Below are 18,446 nucleotides of genomic sequence, written 5' to 3' on the forward strand. Positions count from 1 at the left end.
AATCTGCATGCAGTTTACCCCTGCCCTACAACCCGCCACGCTGGTGCAGCGCTACAAGCGTTTTTTGGCCGACGTGGTAACGCCGGAGGGCGTTGCCCTCACCCTGCACTGCCCGAATACCGGGGCAATGACCGGCTGCGCGACCCCCGGGGATACCGTCTGGTACTCCACCTCTCTCAATATCAAACGTAAATATCCTCATACCTGGGAAATAACCCAAACCGCCGGGGGAGAATATATTTGTGTCAATACGCTGCGCGCCAACCAGTTGGTGAAAGAGGCGATTAGTCTGGATTTAATTCCTGAACTGCGCGGCTACAATTCCTTAAAAACTGAAGTGAAATATGGTGCTGAAAACAGCAGAATTGACTTTCTGTTGCAGGCAGAGGATCAACCCGAGTGCTATATTGAAGTGAAATCAGTAACGTTAGCTGACAGGGATAATGGCTACTTTCCGGATGCGGTAACGCTGCGAGGGCAGAAGCATCTCCGGGAGTTGATTAGTGTGGCGGCAGAAGGCAAGCGCGCCGTGCTGTTTTTTGCGGTATTGCACAGCGCAATTGGAAAATTCTCACCTGCCCGCCATATTGACCCTAAGTACGCGCAACTGTTGAATGAGGCACAAAAGCAGGGGGTAGAGGTTTTGGCTTATAAAGCGGAACTTTCTGCCGATAATATAACTCTGAGATCCGCTCTCCCCGTCACGTTATAAAAGGGGTTGAGCGTTGTTTATTAAGTGTTCTGGTCGTGTGCGCAAATACGCTTTTCCTCACAGGCTTGTCAAGTGTTACGTTTAGATAATTGCCTTACGGAAAAGCATCTGCTATTTATAGCGGCCTGATTTTTCCCCCAACACGGGGATCGATAGTGCGTGTTAAGGAGAAGCAACATGCAAGAAGGGCAAAACCGTAAAACATCGTCCCTGAGTATTCTCGCCATCGCTGGGGTGGAGCCGTATCAAGAGAAGCCGGGCGAAGAGTATATGAACGAAGCCCAGCTGTCGCACTTCAAGCGAATCCTTGAAGCATGGCGTAATCAACTTAGGGATGAAGTCGATCGCACCGTTACGCATATGCAGGACGAAGCCGCTAACTTCCCGGACCCGGTAGACCGTGCCGCCCAGGAAGAAGAGTTCAGCCTTGAACTGCGTAACCGTGACCGCGAACGCAAACTGATCAAGAAAATTGAAAAGACGCTGAAAAAAGTCGAAGACGAAGATTTCGGCTTCTGCGAGTCCTGCGGTGTCGAGATCGGCATTCGTCGTCTGGAAGCCCGTCCAACAGCCGACCTGTGTATCGACTGCAAAACGCTGGCAGAAATCCGCGAAAAACAGATGGCCGGTTAATTCCGACCCTGTCATAACGCTATCACAGGCGGGAGTCTTCTCCCGCCTGATTACTTTCTGCGCTGTGTAATTATGCCTGCTGACTATATTGGGCGCTTCGCGCCATCCCCCTCTGGCGAACTGCATTTTGGCTCGCTCATTGCCGCACTTGGCAGTTATCTGCAAGCCCGTGCCCGACAGGGTATCTGGCGTGTACGTATCGAAGATATTGACCCCCCGCGTGAAGTTCCCGGTGCAGCAGAGACTATTCTGCGTCAGCTGGAACATTACGGCCTGCACTGGGACGGCGACGTGCTGTGGCAGTCGCAGCGTCACGATGCCTATCGCGAACGCCTGGCCTGGCTGCACGCCCAGGGACTCTCTTATTACTGCACCTGCACCCGCGCGCGCATTCAGAGCGTCGGCGGCGTCTATGACGGCCATTGCCGCACCCTGCATCACAGCCCGGAAAACGCGGCGGTGCGCGTGGTGCAGCAGCACCCGGTGACCTGGTTTACCGACCAGCTACAGGGCGAACTCCATGCCGATCCCCGGCTGGCGGGCGAGGATTTCATTATCCATCGGCGCGACGGGCTGTTTGCGTATAACCTGGCGGTCGTAGTGGATGACCATTTCCAGGGAGTAAATGAAATTGTTCGCGGTGCCGATCTGATCGAACCCACCGTGCGGCAGATTTCGCTCTACCAGCTATTTGGCTGGCCGGTGCCGGACTATATCCATTTGCCGTTGGTGGTGAATGAAAAAGGGATGAAACTCTCGAAACAGAATCATGCCCCGGCATTACCGACAGGCGATCCTCGCCCTGTTCTTATCAATGCTTTACAATTTCTAAACCAGGATGTAACACATGAGTGGCAGGATCTGCGAACCGAGGAATTACTGGCAAAAGCGGTCTCCCGGTGGTCGCTAAACCGCGTGCCGAAAATCCAGCATTCTCAAATGCGTCTCGCTGAGCTATGATTAGCCGCTATTTTTTGTCCTGAATTCTGAAACACACACTACCGAGGTGTACTATTTTTACCCGAGTCGCTAATTTTTGCCGTAAGGTGCTGAGCCGCGATGAGAGCATGGCGGAAGACGTCATTGTTCAAAATACGATGTCGGTTATTCCGCGCGAGCAGCATGCTATTTCCCGCAAAGATATCAGTGAAAACGCCCTGAAGGTCCTTTATCGCCTGAATAAAGCCGGCTATGAGGCCTATCTTGTTGGTGGTGGGGTGCGTGACTTACTGCTGGGCAAAAAGCCAAAAGATTTTGACGTGACCACCAGCGCCACCCCTGAGCAGGTGCGTAAATTATTCCGTAACTGCCGCCTGGTCGGTCGTCGCTTCCGCCTTGCTCACGTCATGTTTGGCCCAGAAATCATCGAAGTCGCTACTTTCCGTGGTCATCACGAAGGCACCCCATCAGACCGCACGACCTCTCAGCAAGGTCAGAACGGTATGCTGCTGCGTGACAACATCTTTGGCTCTATCGAAGAAGATGCCCAGCGTCGTGATTTCACCATCAACAGCCTCTATTACAGCGTGGCTGACTTTACCGTTCGCGATTTCGTCGGCGGCGTGCCGGACCTGAACGCGGGTCTGATCCGCCTGATCGGCAACCCGGAAACGCGCTACCGTGAAGATCCGGTGCGTATGCTGCGCGCCGTGCGCTTTGCCGCCAAGCTTGATATGCGGATCAGCCCTGAAACCGCCGAGCCGATCCCGCGCCTGGCAACGCTTATCAACGATGTGCCACCGGCGCGTCTGTTTGAAGAGTCGCTGAAGCTGCTGCAGGCGGGCCACGGTTTTGCCACCTATCAGCTGCTGCGCGAATACAGCCTGTTCCAGCCTCTGTTCCCGACCATCACGCGCAACTTCACCGAAAAAGGTGACAGCGCCATGGAACGCATCATCGACCAGGTGCTGAAGAACACCGATAACCGCATTCAGAACGATATGCGCGTTAACCCAGCGTTCCTCTTCGCCGCGATGTTCTGGTATCCGCTGCTGGAAACCGCGCAGAAGATTGCCCAGGAAAGCGGCCTTGCCTATTACGATGCCTTTGCGCTGGCCGCCAACGATGTGCTGGATGAAGCCTGCCGCTCGCTGGCAATCCCGAAACGTATTACCACGCTGGTGCGTGATATCTGGCAGCTTCAGCTGCGGATGTCCCGCCGTCAGGGTAAACGTGCCTGGAAGTTAATGGAGCATCCAAAATTCCGCGCAGCTTACGATCTGATGGCCCTGCGTGCCGAAGCGGAAAACAACCGCGAACTGCAGCTTCTGGTGCAGTGGTGGGGTGAGTTCCAGGTCTCTGCACCACCGGCGCAGAAAGACATGCTGGGCGAGCTGGATGAAGAGCCAGCGCCGCGTCGCCGCCATCGTCGTCCGCGCAAACGCGCTCCACGCCGCGAAGGCGCAGCATGACGCTTGCGTACATCGCTATCGGCAGCAATCTGGCCTCTCCGCTGGAGCAGGTGAATGCTGCCGTTCAGGCGTTGGGCGACATCCCGCAGACCCGCGTCGTCGCCCTCTCTTCGTTTTACCGCACTCCCCCGCTAGGCCCGCAGGATCAGCCCGACTACCTGAATGCCGCCATCGCGCTGGAAACCGCGCTCAGCGCCGAAGCGCTGCTGGACAACACCCAGCGCATCGAGTTGCAGCAGGGGCGTGTGCGTAAAGAAGAACGCTGGGGACCGCGCACGCTCGACTTAGACATCATGCTGTTTGGTGATGCGCAGATCCACACCGAGCGTCTTACGGTGCCGCATTACGATATGAAACGCCGCGGCTTTATGCTCTGGCCACTGTTTGAAATCGCCCCTGACCTCACCTTCCCCGACGGCGAACATTTAAGCGCCCTGCTGGCGCAGTTGAACGCCGAAAAACCTGCCCACTGGTAACACGAAATTTTTAGTTATTAACCCTGAAATATTTGTGGTTAATCGGTTACCTAAAATCATTGTTCCCTCGAATGTTACTGTTAGAATGCGCAAAGATTCGCTTTGGGCTATCAGGAAACAGTATGAAACCAACCACCATCGCCACCTTGCAGAAATGCAAACAGGACAAGCAGCGCTTCGCCACTATTACCGCCTATGACTACAGCTTCGCCAAACTTTTTGCCGAAGAGGGCATTAACGTCATGCTGGTTGGCGACTCGTTAGGGATGACGGTCCAGGGACATGACTCCACCCTACCGGTGACGGTAGATGATATTGCTTACCACACCCGGGCGGTGCGCCGCGGAGCGCCCGCCTGCCTGCTGCTCGCCGACCTGCCGTTTATGGCTTATGCCACACCGGAGCAGGCATTTGAAAATGCCGCCACGGTGATGCGCGCCGGGGCCAATATGGTCAAAGTGGAAGGCGGCGCCTGGCTGGTTGAGACCGTACGCATGCTCACCGAGCGCGCGGTGCCGGTCTGCGGCCATCTCGGATTAACCCCGCAGTCGGTGAATATCTTTGGCGGCTATAAGGTGCAGGGGCGCGGCGACGCCGCCCAGACACTGTTTGATGATGCGCTCGCCATCGAAGCTGCGGGAGCACAGCTTCTGGTGCTGGAGTGCGTGCCGGTAGCACTGGCAAAACGCATTACCGACGCGCTGACGATCCCGGTGATCGGCATTGGCGCCGGTAACGTTACCGATGGCCAGATCCTGGTAATGCATGATGCGTTTGGTATCACTGGTGGGCACATCCCGAAATTTGCGAAGAATTTCCTTAGCGGCGCCAGCGACATCCGCGGCGCGGTCAGGCAGTATATTGCCGACGTTGAATCGGGTGTTTACCCGGGTGAAGAACACAGTTTCCAGTAAGGAGTCTTGTCGTGCTAATCATTGAAACCCTGCCGCTGCTGCGCCAGCACATTCGTCGTTTGCGCCAGGAAGGTAAACGTATCGCGTTGGTGCCTACCATGGGCAACCTGCATGACGGCCACATGAAGCTGGTGGACGAAGCCAAAGCCCGCGCCGATGTGGTGGTGGTGAGTATTTTTGTTAACCCGATGCAGTTCGACCGTGCCGACGACCTGGCGCGCTACCCGCGCACGCTACAGGAAGACTGCGAGAAGCTGAAAAAGCATAAGGTGGATTTCGTCTTCTCCCCGGCCCCGAACGATGTCTATCCGAAAGGCACGGAAGAGACCACTTTTGTCGACGTGCCGGGTATCTCTACCATGCTGGAAGGGGCCAGCCGTCCGGGTCACTTCCGCGGCGTCTCGACCATCGTCAGCAAGCTGTTTAACCTGGTGCAGCCGGATATTGCCTGCTTCGGTGAGAAAGATTTCCAGCAGCTGGCGCTGATCCGCAAAATGGTGGCCGACATGGGCTACGACATCGAGATCGTTGGCGTGCCGATCGTGCGGGCCAAAGATGGCCTGGCGCTGAGTTCGCGCAACGGTTACCTCACCGCCGAACAACGTAAAATCGCCCCGGGCCTGTACCAGGTGATGAGCACCATGGCGACCCATCTGAAAAGCAAAGAACTGAACAGCGAAGAGATCGTGGCTCTGGCGGAACAGGCGCTGAACGATCGGGGCCTTCGGGCTGACGATGTGCAGATCCGCGATGCTGACACCCTGCTGGCGCTCTCGTCTGACAGCAAGCGCGCGGTGATCCTGGTGGCCGCATGGCTCGGCCAGGCGCGCCTGATTGACAACACTGTAGTTGAACTGGCTCAGTAAGCACTGAGCATAACCATGCTAACGGATTAGTTTTCCTCCGCCCCTTCTTCGGGAGGGGATACGATAAAGAGTTAAGGTAACGTCATGATTCGCAAAATGCTGCAAGGTAAGCTTCACCGTGTGAAAGTCACGCAGGCCGATCTGCACTATGAAGGCTCCTGCGCGATCGACCAGGATTTTCTCGACGCAGCGGGTATTCTTGAAAACGAAGCCATTGATATCTGGAACGTGAGTAACGGCAATCGTTTCTCAACCTATGCTATCGCGGCTGAACGTGGTTCTAAAATTATCTCTGTCAACGGTGCAGCAGCGCATTGTGCCAACGTGGGTGATATCGTCATCATCGCCAGCTTTGTCATGATGTCCGATGAAGAAGCACGCCGCTGGCAGCCAAAAGTCGCCTACTTTGAAGGTGATAACGACATGAAACGTACCGCGAAAGCGATTCCGGTTCAGGTCGCCTGATCGTTATCCTTGCGGCTGATTACTGATCAGCCGCGACATCGTCTCTAACGAGTCCGTTCTGAGCACATATAAGCGCTTCAGCAGGAATGGATTATCCCCCGGTTTCACCTTCCCCTTCACCGTCGTCACCGCCAGATGAAAGCCCGCGTCGTTGGCCGCTTTAACCGCGTTATTGTTATAGCCGCCGAACGGGTACGAGAGATACAGCACGTGCGGGTTGAATTGCGCCAGCGCGCGACGGGAGTGTTTAAAATCCATCAGCACGTTCTGGTAGGTGCGGCTCAGCAGGATGGGATGACGGTAGTTATCCACCCGATGCAGGAAATGGGTGTGTGACTGGACGTCAAACACATCCTGGATCTCGCGCAGCTCGGAAATGCTCATAAACTGTAGCGATCGGGGATCCCACTTCAGCGGATGGGCTTTGATCCGCGAGGAGATAATAAACGCCGTGGCGTGAAAACCATACTGCTTCAGGATCGGCCAGGCATAGCGGCTGACCGACTTCAGGCCGTCGTCAAAGGTGATCACCACCGCGCGAGCCGGCAGGTTCATTTTGTTACGCACATAGCCTTCCAGCTGGTACATCGTCAGGGTGGTGTAACCCTGATCGCGCAGCCAGGCCATCTGGTTATTGAAGGCGCGCACGCTGGTGGTGGTTGAGGTATGGCGAAAACGGGTGTTCTCTTCGTCCCGCAGGATATGGTGATAAGTCAAAACCGGCAGACCGTTATCCTCCTGAGCATCAAGGCTGCTGACCCAGGCCAGGCGGTTGGCGATGCGGATTTGATACCAGGTCTGGTTAAGCCGGTCCTTCAGCTTGCTGAGGATCGGGTAACGCAGATTATCCGCCAGGGTGCCGAACGGCGCGCTTCCGGCATTGGGCGCGTTATAGACCGGCGTATCCTTCCAGGTGATCAGGTTCTGGTTGCTGAGCGGCTTGTTCAAATCGCCCAGGCTGTCCTCCACGCGCTGTTTGCCCTGCACTTCGCCCAGATGACCTTTGTCGATAAAGCCCGTGCCAAAGCCAAAACGGAACTCATAGTAATCCGCCGCGGTAGGCACCACTGCAATGATTTGTCCGGCACGCACGTTGCCGACGGTGACGACATTGTTGCCCACCTGCGCCCAGATGGCGGCATCTTCGGTGGTTTGCATATAGCGTGGCGGGAGCCCTGGCTGGCTGAGCAGACTGGCAGACACGCCGCCGGAAACCAGCAGCAAAAACAGGAGACAAATACGCGAGAACATAGGGGTTTATTCAATACGAAAATCGGACGCCATTGTAACAAAAGCGGCAGCAAAACCCATGATTAATATTTCTACAGCTCGTGAAGCAGGACAAAGGGCGGGTTTTTCTGTTGCTGATGCCACAGGCTGCTCACTTCCGGTGCGCCGCGGGCCACAATGGTCTCGCGAAAGCCGATGCTGTCGGTGATCTCCCGCAGAGGGTACATCAACTCCAGCAGCGGATAGCTAATCCCGGAGATCACTTCGCAGTTGGCATGCTTGTGGCTGAGCAGTGCCGCCGCACGATAAGGGGCTGCGCCGGAGATATCGGTCAGGAAAATCACCCCGTCACCACTGTCGGCCCGATGCTGGGCATCGCACAGCATACGGCTGAGCATATTGCAGCTTAATCCGCGCCAGAAATTGACCACCTGGCACTGTTCCAGCGGCCCAAACCGGACGGCGAGTTTATCCGCCATCTCCTGCGCATGTTCATCATGGCACGTGATTACCCAACCCAGCATCGTCACCTCTCATCAGAAAGGGGTAGTCTAACGGAGACAGGAGAGTACGGGGGTGATAAGCATCAATAAAGCGGCCCGGCAACAGAGTGTCGCCGGGCCTGAGGATCAGCTGCGCAGTCCGCGTCCACGCTGGATCAGGTTCCAGCACAGCAGATAGAAGGCCACGATGAAGATCACCAGCACGCCGACGGTGGTTGCCAGCGGTACGTCGGAAATGCCAAGGAAGCCAAAGCGGAAACCGCTGATCATATAGACGATAGGGTTCAGGTGTGACAGCCCCTGCCAGAACGGCGGCAGCAGCGTCAGAGAGTAGAACACCCCGCCGAGGTAGGTCAGCGGCGTCAGGACGAAGGTCGGGATCAGGCTGATATCGTCAAAGGTTTTGGCGAATACCGCATTCAGCAGACCGGCCAGCGAGAAGAGCACCGCCGTCAGCAGCAGCGTCAGGCCGACGAAGAGCCAGGAGTGTACCTGGAACGGCACAAAGAACAGCGAAATCGCCGTGACCAGCACACCGACGCACAGACCGCGCGCCACCCCGCCGCCGACGTAACCAGCGATGATAACGTGAGTAGGCACCGGCGCCACCAGCAGCTCTTCAATGTTGCGCTGGAACTTGGCGCTGAAGAACGACGAGGCCACGTTGGCGTAGGCGTTGGTGATCACCGCCATCATGATCAGGCCGGGCACGATAAACTGCATATAGGTGAAGCCGTGCATCTCACCGATCCGCGAGCCAATCAGGTTGCCGAAGATAATAAAGTAGAGAGTCATGGTGATCACCGGCGGCACCAGCGTCTGGATCCAGATGCGCATGAAGCGGTTGATCTCTTTGGCCCAAATACTTTTCAGCGCCACCCAGTAAAGCTGCATCATGCCTGATCTCCTTGTTTCTCATGGACCAGCGAGACGAACAGCTCTTCCAGTCGGTTTGCTTTGTTACGCATACTTAATACCTGAATCCCCTGCTGGCTCAGCTGGCTAAAGACGCTGTTGATCCCCTGCTCGCGCAGAACTTCCACTTCCAGCGTTGACGTATCGACCAGACGGTACTGATAGCCTTCCAGCTTCGGCAGCGCGCTTTTGGCCGCCAGATCGAGAATGAAGGTTTCTGATTTCAGCTTGGAGAGCAGGTTTTTCATCGAGGTGTTTTCCACCAGCTCGCCGTGCTGAATGATGCCGATGTTACGGCACAGCATCTCGGCCTCTTCCAGATAGTGGGTGGTGAGAATGATAGTGGTGCCTTTGTCGTTTAAATCCTTCAAAAAGCCCCACATCGAGCGGCGAAGTTCAATATCCACCCCAGCGGTCGGTTCATCGAGGATCAGCAGTTTTGGTTCGTGCATTAACGCACGGGCAATCATCAGACGACGCTTCATACCACCTGACAGCATCCGCGCACGTTCGTTACGTTTTTCCCACAAATCGAGCTGTTTGAGGTACTTTTCGCTGCGCTCAACTGCATCTTTACGCTCCACGCCGTAATAACCCGCCTGGTTCACCACAATCTGCTGAACGGTCTCAAACGGATTGAAGTTGAACTCCTGCGGCACCAGCCCCAGCTGGCGCTTGGCGTTCACTACGTCTTTTTGCAGGTCGTAGCCAAACACGCTCACCCGACCGGAGGTTTTGTTCACCAGCGAGCTGATGATGCCGATGGTGGTGGATTTACCCGCCCCGTTAGGCCCCAGAAGCGCATAAAAATCACCGGCTTCTACTTTGAGATCTATCCCGCGCAGCGCCTGGACGCCGCCCGGGTAGGTTTTTTTTAGTTGCTCAAGCTCAAGTGCAATCGCCATGAATTAGACTACCTATAGTTCTGACACACGTTGTGTGGTTTCATAAAAAGTCGAGTTACCCTATATTAGCGCAACGCAATCACTCGGTTACAGGCCGTTAACCTCCATGAACGACATAGATACACTCATCAGCAATAACGCACTATGGTCAAAGATGCTGCTGGAAGAAGATTCCGGATTTTTTGAGAAACTGTCTCAAGCGCAGAAGCCACGCTTTCTGTGGATTGGATGTTCCGATAGCCGCGTTCCGGCTGAGCGTCTGACGGGCCTCGAACCGGGCGAACTCTTTGTACACCGTAACGTCGCCAACCTGGTGATCCACACCGACCTGAACTGTCTGTCCGTGGTGCAGTATGCGGTTGATGTGCTGGAAGTCGAACACATCATTATTTGCGGCCACTACGGCTGCGGCGGCGTACAGGCGGCGGTAGAGAACACGGAACTGGGTCTGATCGACAACTGGCTGCTGCACATTCGTGATATCTGGTTCAAACATAGCTCACTGCTGGGGCAAATGCCGCAGGAGCGTCGCCTGGATACCCTGTGTGAACTGAACGTAATGGAACAGGTATACAACCTGGGCCACTCCACCATTATGCAATCCGCCTGGAAGCGCGGGCAGAAAGTGACGATCCACGGCTGGGCGTACGGTATTCACGATGGCCTGCTGCGCGACCTGGAAGTGACCGCCACCAACCGGGAAACCCTGGAACAGCGCTACCGTCGGGGCATCTGTAACCTGACTCAGAAGCACGAAAACCACAAGTAAGCCTGCAAAAAAGCCGGGTGGTGCCGAGGTAAAAGCAAAACGGCAACCCGGTTGCCGTTTTTTGGCTTTGCTCCCTCTCCCTGTGGGAGAGGGCTGGGGTGAGGGTATCAAGCCGCACCCAACTCGTTTACTCGTCCAGCAACACCACTTTGCCGATATACGGCAGATGACGGTAGCGCTGCGCGTAGTCAATGCCGTAACCCACCACGAATTCGTCCGGGATTGAGAAGCCGACATACTCCACGGGAACCTGAACTTCACGACGGGTCGCTTTGTCCAGCAAGGTACAAATCGCCAGCGATTTAGGGCCACGCAGGCTGAGAATTTCGCGCACCTTCGACAGGGTGTTACCGGAGTCGATGATGTCTTCAACAATCAGAACATCTTTGCCGCGAATATCTTCATCCAGGTCTTTAAGGATTTTCACATCACGAGTCGTCGACATACCGCTGCCATAGCTGGAGGCGGTCATAAAATCGACTTCATGGGAGACCTGCACTTCGCGGCAGAGATCGGCCATAAACATGAAGGAACCGCGTAACAGACCCACCAACACCATCTCGCTGCCGCTGTCTTTATAGTGTTCGGTGATCTGACGACCGAGTTCGGCGATACGCGCTTTGATTTCCGCTTCCGGGATCATCACTTCAACAGTATGTTTCATTTTACTAACCGTATGTTTTTATAACGAATTTCTCAATGCCGATGGCTTCACGTCCGGCATCGCTACATAAGCCCTGAAGTATACCAGCAAATGGATCCGCCTGGCGCATCTGTTCATAAAAGCCAGATTTGTGATTCCGATCACACTTGTTAAGTCCTATAATTAATTGCTATCAAAAAATTAACAAACTTAAAGAGTACTTTTTATGGCGGAAACAAAAGTTCAACCTTCACGGTTACTCGTGAAGCTAACAGCGCTGTTCGCAGCCTTATGCGGGCTTTACCTGCTAATAGGTGGAGTCTGGCTGGTAGCCATTGGGGGTTCCTGGTACTACCCGATTGCTGGCGTAGTGATGCTGGGTGTCGCCCTGATGTTATGGCGCAGTAAACAATCGGCACTGTGGCTTTATGCCGCCCTGCTGCTTGCCACGATGATCTGGGGCGTCTGGGAGGTCGGCTTCGACTTCTGGGCCTTGACCCCGCGTAGCGATATTCTGGTCTTCTTCGGTATCTGGCTGATCCTGCCTTTCGTCTGGCGTCGACTGTTCGTGCGTTCCGGCGGGGCGGTGACTGCTCTGGTCGTGGCGCTGCTGATTAGCGGTGGCATCCTGACCTGGGCGGGTTTCAACGATCCGCAGGAAGTAAAAGGTACCCTGAGTGCCGACGCTACCCCGGCGGCAGCCATTTCTGAGGTCGCAGATGGCGACTGGCCTGCCTACGGTCGTAACCAGGAAGGCCAACGTTACTCGCCACTGAAGCAGATCAATGCCGATAACGTACACAAGCTGAAAGAGGCCTGGGTATTCCGTACTGGCGATCTGAAGTTACCGACCGATCCGGGCGAACTGACCAACGAAGTTACCCCGATTAAAGTCGGCAACATGCTGTATCTTTGTACCGCTCACCAACGTCTGTTTGCACTGGATGCGGCTACCGGTAAAGAGAAATGGCACTACGATCCGCAGCTTAAACCTAACTCCTCGTTCCAGCACGTAACCTGTCGTGGCGTCTCTTACCACGAAGCACGTGCCGATAATGCCAGCCCGGAAGTCATTGCTGATTGTCCGCGCCGCATTATGCTGCCAGTGAACGATGGTCGCCTGATTGCCCTCAACGCTGAGACCGGCAAGCTGTGCGAAACCTTCGCCAACAAAGGTATCCTGAATCTGCAGACCAACATGCCGGATCAAACTCCGGGTCTGTATGAGCCAACTTCTCCGCCGATCATCACCGATAAAACCATCGTGATCGCCGGGTCGGTAACGGATAACTTCTCTACCCGTGAAACCTCCGGTGTAATCCGTGGTTTTGACGTTAACACCGGTAAGCTGCTGTGGGCCTTTGACCCGGGTGCGAAAGATCCAAACTCCATCCCGTCGGATGAGCACACCTTTACCTTCAACTCACCGAACTCCTGGGCGCCAGCCGCCTATGACGCGAAGCTGGACCTGGTCTATCTGCCGATGGGCGTGACCACGCCAGATATCTGGGGCGGTAACCGCACACCGGAACAGGAACGTTATGCCAGCTCCGTACTGGCGCTGAACGCCACCACCGGGAAACTGGCATGGAGCTACCAGACCGTTCACCACGATCTGTGGGATATGGATCTGCCGTCCCAGCCGACGCTGGCTGACATCACCGTTAACGGCCAGACCGTACCGGTGATCTACGCCCCGGCGAAAACCGGTAATATCTTTGTACTGGATCGTCGTAACGGCCAACTGGTCGTGCCGGCACCGGAAAAACCGGTTCCGCAGGGCGCAGCGAAAGGCGATTACGTTACTAAAACCCAGCCGTTCTCTGATCTGAGCTTCCGTCCGAAGAAAGATCTCAGCGGGGCAGACATGTGGGGTGCCACTATGTTTGACCAGCTGGTGTGCCGCGTGATGTTCCATCAGCTGCGCTATGAAGGCATCTTCACACCGCCGTCCGAGCAGGGCACGCTGGTGTTCCCGGGTAACCTGGGGATGTTCGAATGGGGCGGTATCTCGGTGGATCCAAACCGTCAGGTGGCAATTGCTAACCCGATGGCGCTGCCGTTTGTGTCGAAGCTGATCCCACGTGGCCCAGGCAACCCAATGGAGCAGCCGAAAGACGCTCAGGGTACAGGTACAGAGTCCGGTATTCAGCCGCAGTACGGCGTGCCGTATGGCGTGACGCTGAACCCGTTCCTCTCTCCGTTTGGCCTGCCGTGTAAACAGCCTGCATGGGGTTATATCGCAGCAACGGATCTGAAGACCAATCAGGTCGTCTGGAAAAAACGTATTGGTACGCCACAGGACAGCATGCCGTTCCCGATGCCGATCCCGGTGCCGTTCAATATGGGTATGCCGATGCTGGGTGGCCCAATCTCCACCGCCGGTAACGTGCTGTTCATTGGCGCGACTGCCGATAACTACCTGCGCGCATACAACATGAGCAACGGTGAGAAACTGTGGCAGGGTCGTCTGCCTGCGGGTGGACAAGCCACGCCAATGACCTATGAGGCCAATGGTAAGCAGTTTGTGGTGATTTCCGCAGGGGGTCACGGTTCGTTTGGTACGAAGATGGGCGACTACATTGTTGCCTACGCCTTGCCTGACGAGAAGTAAAAGCAAAACGGCAACCAGGGTTGCCGTTTTAAAGCTCCAGGCCCGGTAGGCGTTAGCGCCACCGGGCTTTTTTATACGGTGAAGCCGAGCATCATCCCCGTATCTTCATGCTCTAACAGATGACAGTGCGCCATATAGGCAAACTCTTTCGGCGCAGCATGATCGAACTTCACTAACACCTCGCTCACTCCGCCCTCAACGCGCACCGTATCCTTCCAGCCCGCACGATGCACCGCTGGCGCTTTGCCGTTTTCCGCCAGGATGCGGAACTGGGTGCCGTGAATGTGGAACGGGTGCAACATCATGTCGCCCTCCCCTGAGATCACCCAACGCTCATACTGCCCTTTGGTGGCCGCGAACTGCGGGGTATGCATGTCGAAGGCCTGGCCGTTAATGCGGTTGCCGTTATGGAAATCAAACGCATGCATGCTGTGATCCATCACGCCCATCTTGCCGTGATCCATCTTGCCGTGGTCCATCTGACCATGCTCCATCTGGCCGTGGTCCATACCTGCCATTGCCTGGTGCCCGTACTTTTTCATTAATGCCTGCATGCCCATCATGTCCAGCATCGGATCCATCGACAGCAGCAGCTTCCGCTGGGTCAGCCCCTCAAGTGATGGCAGAGCCGGCAGGGTGGTCAGCGTATCCGGCAATGTGCCCGATGCGGTCACCAGCAGCGGCTGAATGCGCAGCACCGGGTGTGGTTTATCGAACGGTGCCACGGCCATCCCCATCTGGCTGATCGGCAGGGTCACCAGGTCAAACGCCTTGCCGTCGCTGATATCCACCAGCACCTCAAAACGTTCGCCCATCAGCATCGGCAACTCGGTCACTTTCACCGGCTCCGCCAGCAGCCCTCCGTCACTGGCGACCACATACAGCGGGCGTTTATCGCTGGCGGCAAAGTTAAGCGAGCGGGCGTTACAGCCGTTGAGCAGGCGCAGACGCAGCCAGCCTTTCGGGGCATTGTGCTGCGGGTAAATCGCGCCGTTGGCCAGCAGCGTGTCACCAAACCAGCCCACCGCGGCGCTCATCACATCCAGCTGATAGTCAATCTGCCCGTCGGCAGTAAATTTTTTATCCTGGACAATCACCGGTACATCGTCGATGCCCCACTGCTTTGGCAGACGCAGCAGGCGACTTTCGTCATCCTCAATCAGCACCAGCCCGGCGAGTCCCATCGCCACCTGATGCCCGGTTTTCCCATGCTGATGGGGATGGAACCAGCAGGTTGCCGCTTGCTGGTCCGGGGTAAAGGTCACCGTCCGCTGGCCGCCGGGTTTAATGATGCCATGCGGGCCACCGTCCACCTCGCCCGGCACTTCCAGACCATGCCAGTGGACGGTGGTCTCTTCATTGAGGGTGTTGTGGATAGTTACGGTCAGCGCTTTTCCCTTGTGTAGCTGAATGGCCGGGCCAAGCAGATTGCCGTTGTAGCCCCAGGTGGTGGCGTTGTGCGGGCCAAAGGTAGTTTTACCCGCCTGCACCACCAGCTTCACCTGATTACGCGCATCGGGCGTCAGTAAATTGGGGATTGGCAGAACGGGACGCTCGGCCGCAAAAGCGGCGCGACTCCACAGCGGCAGGGCACTGGCGACACCCAGTGCAGCAGAATATTTTAAAAAATCACGGCGTTGCATGTTCATCTCCGTATTCGCAGCATTCGATGAGATGAGCATAAACCCTCCCCTTGCCGGAAGGTCAAGAAAAGCAGAGAGAATAAAGATCGTCGCACCGGCGGGAAGTGTGCTAACGTTGAATTTCCGTGACGTATTGGTAGAAGCAATGAAGACGTTTTTCCGAACAATTCTGTTCAGCACCCTGATGATGAGTTGCGCAAACAGCTATGCGCTGAGTGAAAATGAAGCCGAAGACATGGCGGATTTAACGGCGGTGTTTGTATTCCTGAAAAACGACTGTGGCTACCAGAATTTACCTAACGGCCAGATCCGTCGCGCGCTGGTCTTCTTTGCTCAACAGAACCAGTGGGATCTGAGCAACTACGACAGTTTTGATATGAAAACCCTCGGTGAAGACAGCTACCGCGATCTCAGCGGCATCGGCATTCCCACAGCAAAAAAATGTAAAGCTCTGGCTCGCGATTCACTGAGCCTGCTCGCCTACGTTAAGTAACTCCCCTCCCGATGCCCTTTTGCTGAATTGATGACCGTGCAACCACGGTCATTGTTAGCTATGATGTTGCGCCTGTTTTAAGCGGGTGTTAACAAAGGAGGTATCATCCCATGGCCGAAAAGAAAATGTGGCATGAAACGCTGCATGACCAGTTTGGACAGTACTTTGCCATTGATAACGTGCTCTATCATGAGAAAACCGATCATCAGGATCTGATCATTTTCGAAAACGCGGCTTTTGGCCGGGTAATGGCGCTGGATGGCGTGGTGCAAACCACCGAGCGTGATGAGTTCATCTATCATGAAATGATGACTCACGTACCGCTGCTGGCACACGGCAATGCAAAACATGTGCTGATCATCGGCGGTGGCGACGGCGCCATGCTGCGTGAAGTCTCCCGCCACAAAACCATTGAAAGCATTACCATGGTCGAGATCGACGCTGGCGTCGTCTCCTTCTGCCGCCAGTATCTGCCCAATCACAACGCCGGAAGCTACGACGATCCGCGCTTTACGCTGGTGATTGACGACGGCGTTAATTTTGTTAACCAGACGACGCGCACCTTTGATGTCATCATCTCTGATTGCACCGATCCGATTGGGCCAGGCGAAAGCCTGTTTACCTCGGCGTTCTATGAGGGCTGCAAACGCTGCCTGAACCCCGGCGGGGTCTTCGTCGCCCAGAACGGCGTCTGCTTCCTGCAGCAGGATGAGGCTATCGACAGCCACCGTAAGCTGAGCCATTACTTTACCGACGTCAGCTTCTACCAGGCGGCGATCCCCACCTATTACGGCGGCGTGATGACCTTTGCCTGGGCAACGGATAATGAAGCCCTGCGTCATCTCTCTACCGGTATTATTCAGGCGCGCTTCCAGCACGCAAATCTGACCTGCCGTTATTACAATCCGGCCGTCCATACCGCAGCCTTTGCCTTACCGCAATATTTGCAAGAGGCTCTGAGGGGGTGAATGAATTGAAAAAGCTAAAACTGCATGGCTTTAACAACCTGACCAAAAGCCTGAGTTTTTGTATTTACGATATCTGCTATGTTAAAACGGCGGAAGAGCGCGATGGTTATATCGCCTATATCGATGAACTCTATAACGCCAACCGACTGACCGAGATCCTGTCAGAGACCTGCTCCATCATCGGGGCCAATATCCTGAATATCGCGCGACAGGATTATGAACCCCAGGGTGCCAGCGTCACCATTCTGGTCAGTGAAGAGCCGGTTGACCCGACGCTTATCGACCACAGTGAGCATCCCGGCCCGCTGCCGGAAGCGGTCGTTGCCCATCTCGATAAGAGCCACATCTGCGTACATACCTACCCGGAGAGTCACCCGGAAGGCGGGTTATGTACTTTTCGTGCCGATATTGAAGTATCGACCTGCGGCGTCATCTCCCCCCTCAATGCGTTGAACTACCTGATTCATCAGCTTGAGTCGGATATCGTCACCATCGACTATCGTGTGCGCGGCTTTACCCGTGATATCAACGGTATGAAGCACTTTATCGATCATGAAATTAACTCGATTCAGAACTTCATGTCTGAAGATATGAAATCGCTGTACGACATGATGGATGTGAACGTGTATCAGGAAAATATCTTCCATACCAAGATGCTGCTGAAGGAGTTCGACCTTAAGCACTACATGTTCCATACCCGGCCGGAAGATTTAAGCGAAGATGAACGTAAGGTCATCACGGACCTGCTGTGGAAAGAGATGCGCGAAATTTACTACGGCCGCAACATTGCGACCGTATAAGGCATCGGTGGAGCAAGGATGCTCCTGATTTTATTTCTGTTTCAGGAAGTCACGGTAGGCCGCTACCACCTGAAGGAAATCCTCTACGCCGCACAGCGACAGGCTCTCCTCATCGTAGTAATTCATCCCCTCTTCCATCTCGTCGCCAGAAAACTCCAGCTGGTTGGCGCGAACCATGACCTCTTCGCCGTCCATCCATAACGTGTATTCATGTCCGGCGCGTTGCCAGGATCGTTCACTGCCTTTCACGGTGCGCGCAGCCTGTTCCACTTCATCGAGCAGGCTCAGGTTCTCTTTCACTTCCTCATTGAACCAGTGACCGACCACCTCATGGCCCATCGACATACGCACTTTCACCACACCGGTGATATCACGCAGAAATTCGTAATCCATAGTATTTTCCTCTGCAAAGCCCTTGATGTAATTATCGCAGCACAGGGGAAGAAAAAAAGCGTAACGCGTGAAGGAATGAAAATAAAAAACCCA

The 18,446-nt window shown here is 55.2% G+C and carries 20 protein-coding genes; 13 read left to right on the plus strand and 7 right to left on the minus strand.

Going from position 1 to position 18,446, the window contains the following annotated elements:
• Window positions 1–7 precede the first annotated feature (7 nt).
• From sfsA to panD, 8 genes are all read left to right on the plus strand, one after another.
• The gene (gene sfsA, locus C3F35_RS07780) at window positions 8–712 is read left to right on the plus strand and encodes a DNA/RNA nuclease SfsA (protein ID WP_103792753.1); all 705 of its coding nucleotides are present in this window, start codon (window positions 8–10) and stop codon (window positions 710–712) included.
• A 177-nt stretch (window positions 713–889) separates the two neighbouring features.
• A complete protein-coding gene (gene dksA / locus C3F35_RS07785) occupies window positions 890–1,345 on the plus strand; it encodes an RNA polymerase-binding protein DksA (RefSeq protein ID WP_012016093.1) in 456 nt (151 codons plus the stop codon).
• A 69-nt stretch (window positions 1,346–1,414) separates the two neighbouring features.
• Window positions 1,415–2,305, plus strand: coding sequence for a tRNA glutamyl-Q(34) synthetase GluQRS (gene gluQRS / locus C3F35_RS07790; protein ID WP_167540288.1), 891 nt, complete (start codon window positions 1,415–1,417; stop codon window positions 2,303–2,305).
• 53 nt (window positions 2,306–2,358) lie between these two features.
• Entirely contained in the window at window positions 2,359–3,756 is a 1,398-nt protein-coding gene (gene pcnB, locus C3F35_RS07795) for a polynucleotide adenylyltransferase PcnB (protein ID WP_204231584.1), read from the plus strand.
• Complete coding sequence (folK, locus tag C3F35_RS07800) at window positions 3,753–4,232, plus strand: 2-amino-4-hydroxy-6-hydroxymethyldihydropteridine diphosphokinase (protein WP_059308710.1); 480 nt, start codon at window positions 3,753–3,755, stop codon at window positions 4,230–4,232. The genes pcnB and folK overlap by 4 nt, the downstream gene beginning before the upstream one ends.
• Window positions 4,233–4,354: 122 nt before the next feature.
• Entirely contained in the window at window positions 4,355–5,146 is a 792-nt protein-coding gene (gene panB, locus C3F35_RS07805; RefSeq protein WP_059308711.1) for a 3-methyl-2-oxobutanoate hydroxymethyltransferase, read from the plus strand.
• 11 nt (window positions 5,147–5,157) lie between these two features.
• A complete protein-coding gene (gene panC, locus C3F35_RS07810) occupies window positions 5,158–6,012 on the plus strand; it encodes a pantoate--beta-alanine ligase (protein WP_103792752.1) in 855 nt (284 codons plus the stop codon).
• A gap of 84 nt (window positions 6,013–6,096) precedes the next feature.
• A complete protein-coding gene (panD, locus tag C3F35_RS07815; protein WP_032616579.1) occupies window positions 6,097–6,477 on the plus strand; it encodes an aspartate 1-decarboxylase in 381 nt (126 codons plus the stop codon).
• Window positions 6,478–6,480: 3 nt separating this feature from the next.
• On the opposite strand, the gene C3F35_RS07820 is transcribed toward panD, so the two are convergent.
• The 4 genes from C3F35_RS07820 to C3F35_RS07835 form a co-directional block, all read right to left on the minus strand.
• Window positions 6,481–7,728, minus strand: coding sequence for a polysaccharide deacetylase family protein (locus C3F35_RS07820; protein ID WP_103792751.1), 1,248 nt, complete (start codon window positions 7,726–7,728; stop codon window positions 6,481–6,483).
• A 71-nt stretch (window positions 7,729–7,799) separates the two neighbouring features.
• Window positions 7,800–8,231 (minus strand): PTS sugar transporter subunit IIA, encoded by a 432-nt coding sequence (locus C3F35_RS07825; RefSeq protein WP_032616577.1) that lies wholly within the window; start codon window positions 8,229–8,231, stop codon window positions 7,800–7,802.
• Between the two features lie 105 nt (window positions 8,232–8,336).
• Window positions 8,337–9,107, minus strand: a complete 771-nt coding sequence (locus C3F35_RS07830; RefSeq protein WP_032616576.1) for an ABC transporter permease — start codon at window positions 9,105–9,107, stop codon at window positions 8,337–8,339.
• Window positions 9,104–10,030, minus strand: coding sequence for an ABC transporter ATP-binding protein (locus C3F35_RS07835; protein ID WP_032616575.1), 927 nt, complete (start codon window positions 10,028–10,030; stop codon window positions 9,104–9,106). Before C3F35_RS07835 ends, C3F35_RS07830 begins: the two co-directional genes overlap by 4 nt.
• Before the next feature lie 106 nt (window positions 10,031–10,136).
• On the opposite strand from C3F35_RS07835, the gene can reads away from it, so the two are divergent.
• Window positions 10,137–10,799 (plus strand): carbonate dehydratase, encoded by a 663-nt coding sequence (can, locus tag C3F35_RS07840; protein WP_032616574.1) that lies wholly within the window; start codon window positions 10,137–10,139, stop codon window positions 10,797–10,799.
• Window positions 10,800–10,926: 127 nt separating this feature from the next.
• Here the strand turns inward: can and hpt are convergent, their stop codons facing one another.
• On the minus strand, window positions 10,927–11,463 hold the full coding sequence (gene hpt / locus C3F35_RS07845; RefSeq protein WP_103792750.1) for a hypoxanthine phosphoribosyltransferase: 537 nt from the start codon (window positions 11,461–11,463) through the stop codon (window positions 10,927–10,929).
• A 205-nt stretch (window positions 11,464–11,668) separates the two neighbouring features.
• On the opposite strand from hpt, the gene C3F35_RS07850 reads away from it, so the two are divergent.
• A complete protein-coding gene (locus tag C3F35_RS07850; RefSeq protein WP_032616572.1) occupies window positions 11,669–14,056 on the plus strand; it encodes a glucose/quinate/shikimate family membrane-bound PQQ-dependent dehydrogenase in 2,388 nt (795 codons plus the stop codon).
• 71 nt (window positions 14,057–14,127) lie between these two features.
• On the opposite strand, the gene cueO is transcribed toward C3F35_RS07850, so the two are convergent.
• Window positions 14,128–15,699: a multicopper oxidase CueO gene (gene cueO, locus C3F35_RS07855; RefSeq protein WP_032616652.1), complete on the minus strand. Its 1,572-nt coding sequence runs from the start codon at window positions 15,697–15,699 to the stop codon at window positions 14,128–14,130.
• Between the two features lie 145 nt (window positions 15,700–15,844).
• Between cueO and C3F35_RS07860 the strand changes: the two genes are divergently transcribed.
• From C3F35_RS07860 to speD, 3 genes are all read left to right on the plus strand, one after another.
• Window positions 15,845–16,192 carry a YacC family pilotin-like protein gene (locus tag C3F35_RS07860; RefSeq protein ID WP_032616571.1) on the plus strand — a complete coding sequence of 116 codons (348 nt, stop codon included), beginning with the start codon at window positions 15,845–15,847 and terminating at the stop codon, window positions 16,190–16,192.
• A gap of 110 nt (window positions 16,193–16,302) precedes the next feature.
• On the plus strand, window positions 16,303–17,160 hold the full coding sequence (gene speE, locus C3F35_RS07865) for a polyamine aminopropyltransferase (RefSeq protein WP_032616570.1): 858 nt from the start codon (window positions 16,303–16,305) through the stop codon (window positions 17,158–17,160).
• Between the two features lie 5 nt (window positions 17,161–17,165).
• A complete protein-coding gene (gene speD / locus C3F35_RS07870; RefSeq protein ID WP_032616651.1) occupies window positions 17,166–17,960 on the plus strand; it encodes an adenosylmethionine decarboxylase in 795 nt (264 codons plus the stop codon).
• Window positions 17,961–17,990: 30 nt separating this feature from the next.
• Here the strand turns inward: speD and yacL are convergent, their stop codons facing one another.
• Complete coding sequence (yacL, locus tag C3F35_RS07875) at window positions 17,991–18,353, minus strand: protein YacL (protein ID WP_032616569.1); 363 nt, start codon at window positions 18,351–18,353, stop codon at window positions 17,991–17,993.
• Window positions 18,354–18,446: the final 93 nt, after the last annotated feature.

The sequence above is a fragment of the Leclercia sp. LSNIH3 genome (assembly GCF_002935105.1).
Taxonomy (GTDB): Bacteria; Pseudomonadota; Gammaproteobacteria; order Enterobacterales; family Enterobacteriaceae; genus Enterobacter; species Enterobacter adecarboxylatus.

Coding starts and splice junctions, on each gene's coding strand:
- dksA (WP_012016093.1), top strand. CDS start 890: ATGCAAGAAGGGCAAAACCGTAAAACATCGTCCCTGAGTATTCTCGCC.
- panB (WP_059308711.1), top strand. CDS start 4,355: ATGAAACCAACCACCATCGCCACCTTGCAGAAATGCAAACAGGACAAG.
- C3F35_RS07850 (WP_032616572.1), top strand. CDS start 11,669: ATGGCGGAAACAAAAGTTCAACCTTCACGGTTACTCGTGAAGCTAACA.
- cueO (WP_032616652.1), bottom strand. CDS start 15,699: ATGCAACGCCGTGATTTTTTAAAATATTCTGCTGCACTGGGTGTCGCC.
- yacL (WP_032616569.1), bottom strand. CDS start 18,353: ATGGATTACGAATTTCTGCGTGATATCACCGGTGTGGTGAAAGTGCGT.
- C3F35_RS07860 (WP_032616571.1), top strand. CDS start 15,845: ATGAAGACGTTTTTCCGAACAATTCTGTTCAGCACCCTGATGATGAGT.
- speE (WP_032616570.1), top strand. CDS start 16,303: ATGGCCGAAAAGAAAATGTGGCATGAAACGCTGCATGACCAGTTTGGA.
- hpt (WP_103792750.1), bottom strand. CDS start 11,463: ATGAAACATACTGTTGAAGTGATGATCCCGGAAGCGGAAATCAAAGCG.
- C3F35_RS07835 (WP_032616575.1), bottom strand. CDS start 10,030: ATGGCGATTGCACTTGAGCTTGAGCAACTAAAAAAAACCTACCCGGGC.
- panD (WP_032616579.1), top strand. CDS start 6,097: ATGATTCGCAAAATGCTGCAAGGTAAGCTTCACCGTGTGAAAGTCACG.
- sfsA (WP_103792753.1), top strand. CDS start 8: ATGCAGTTTACCCCTGCCCTACAACCCGCCACGCTGGTGCAGCGCTAC.
- folK (WP_059308710.1), top strand. CDS start 3,753: ATGACGCTTGCGTACATCGCTATCGGCAGCAATCTGGCCTCTCCGCTG.
- C3F35_RS07825 (WP_032616577.1), bottom strand. CDS start 8,231: ATGCTGGGTTGGGTAATCACGTGCCATGATGAACATGCGCAGGAGATG.
- can (WP_032616574.1), top strand. CDS start 10,137: ATGAACGACATAGATACACTCATCAGCAATAACGCACTATGGTCAAAG.
- C3F35_RS07830 (WP_032616576.1), bottom strand. CDS start 9,107: ATGATGCAGCTTTACTGGGTGGCGCTGAAAAGTATTTGGGCCAAAGAG.
- C3F35_RS07820 (WP_103792751.1), bottom strand. CDS start 7,728: ATGTTCTCGCGTATTTGTCTCCTGTTTTTGCTGCTGGTTTCCGGCGGC.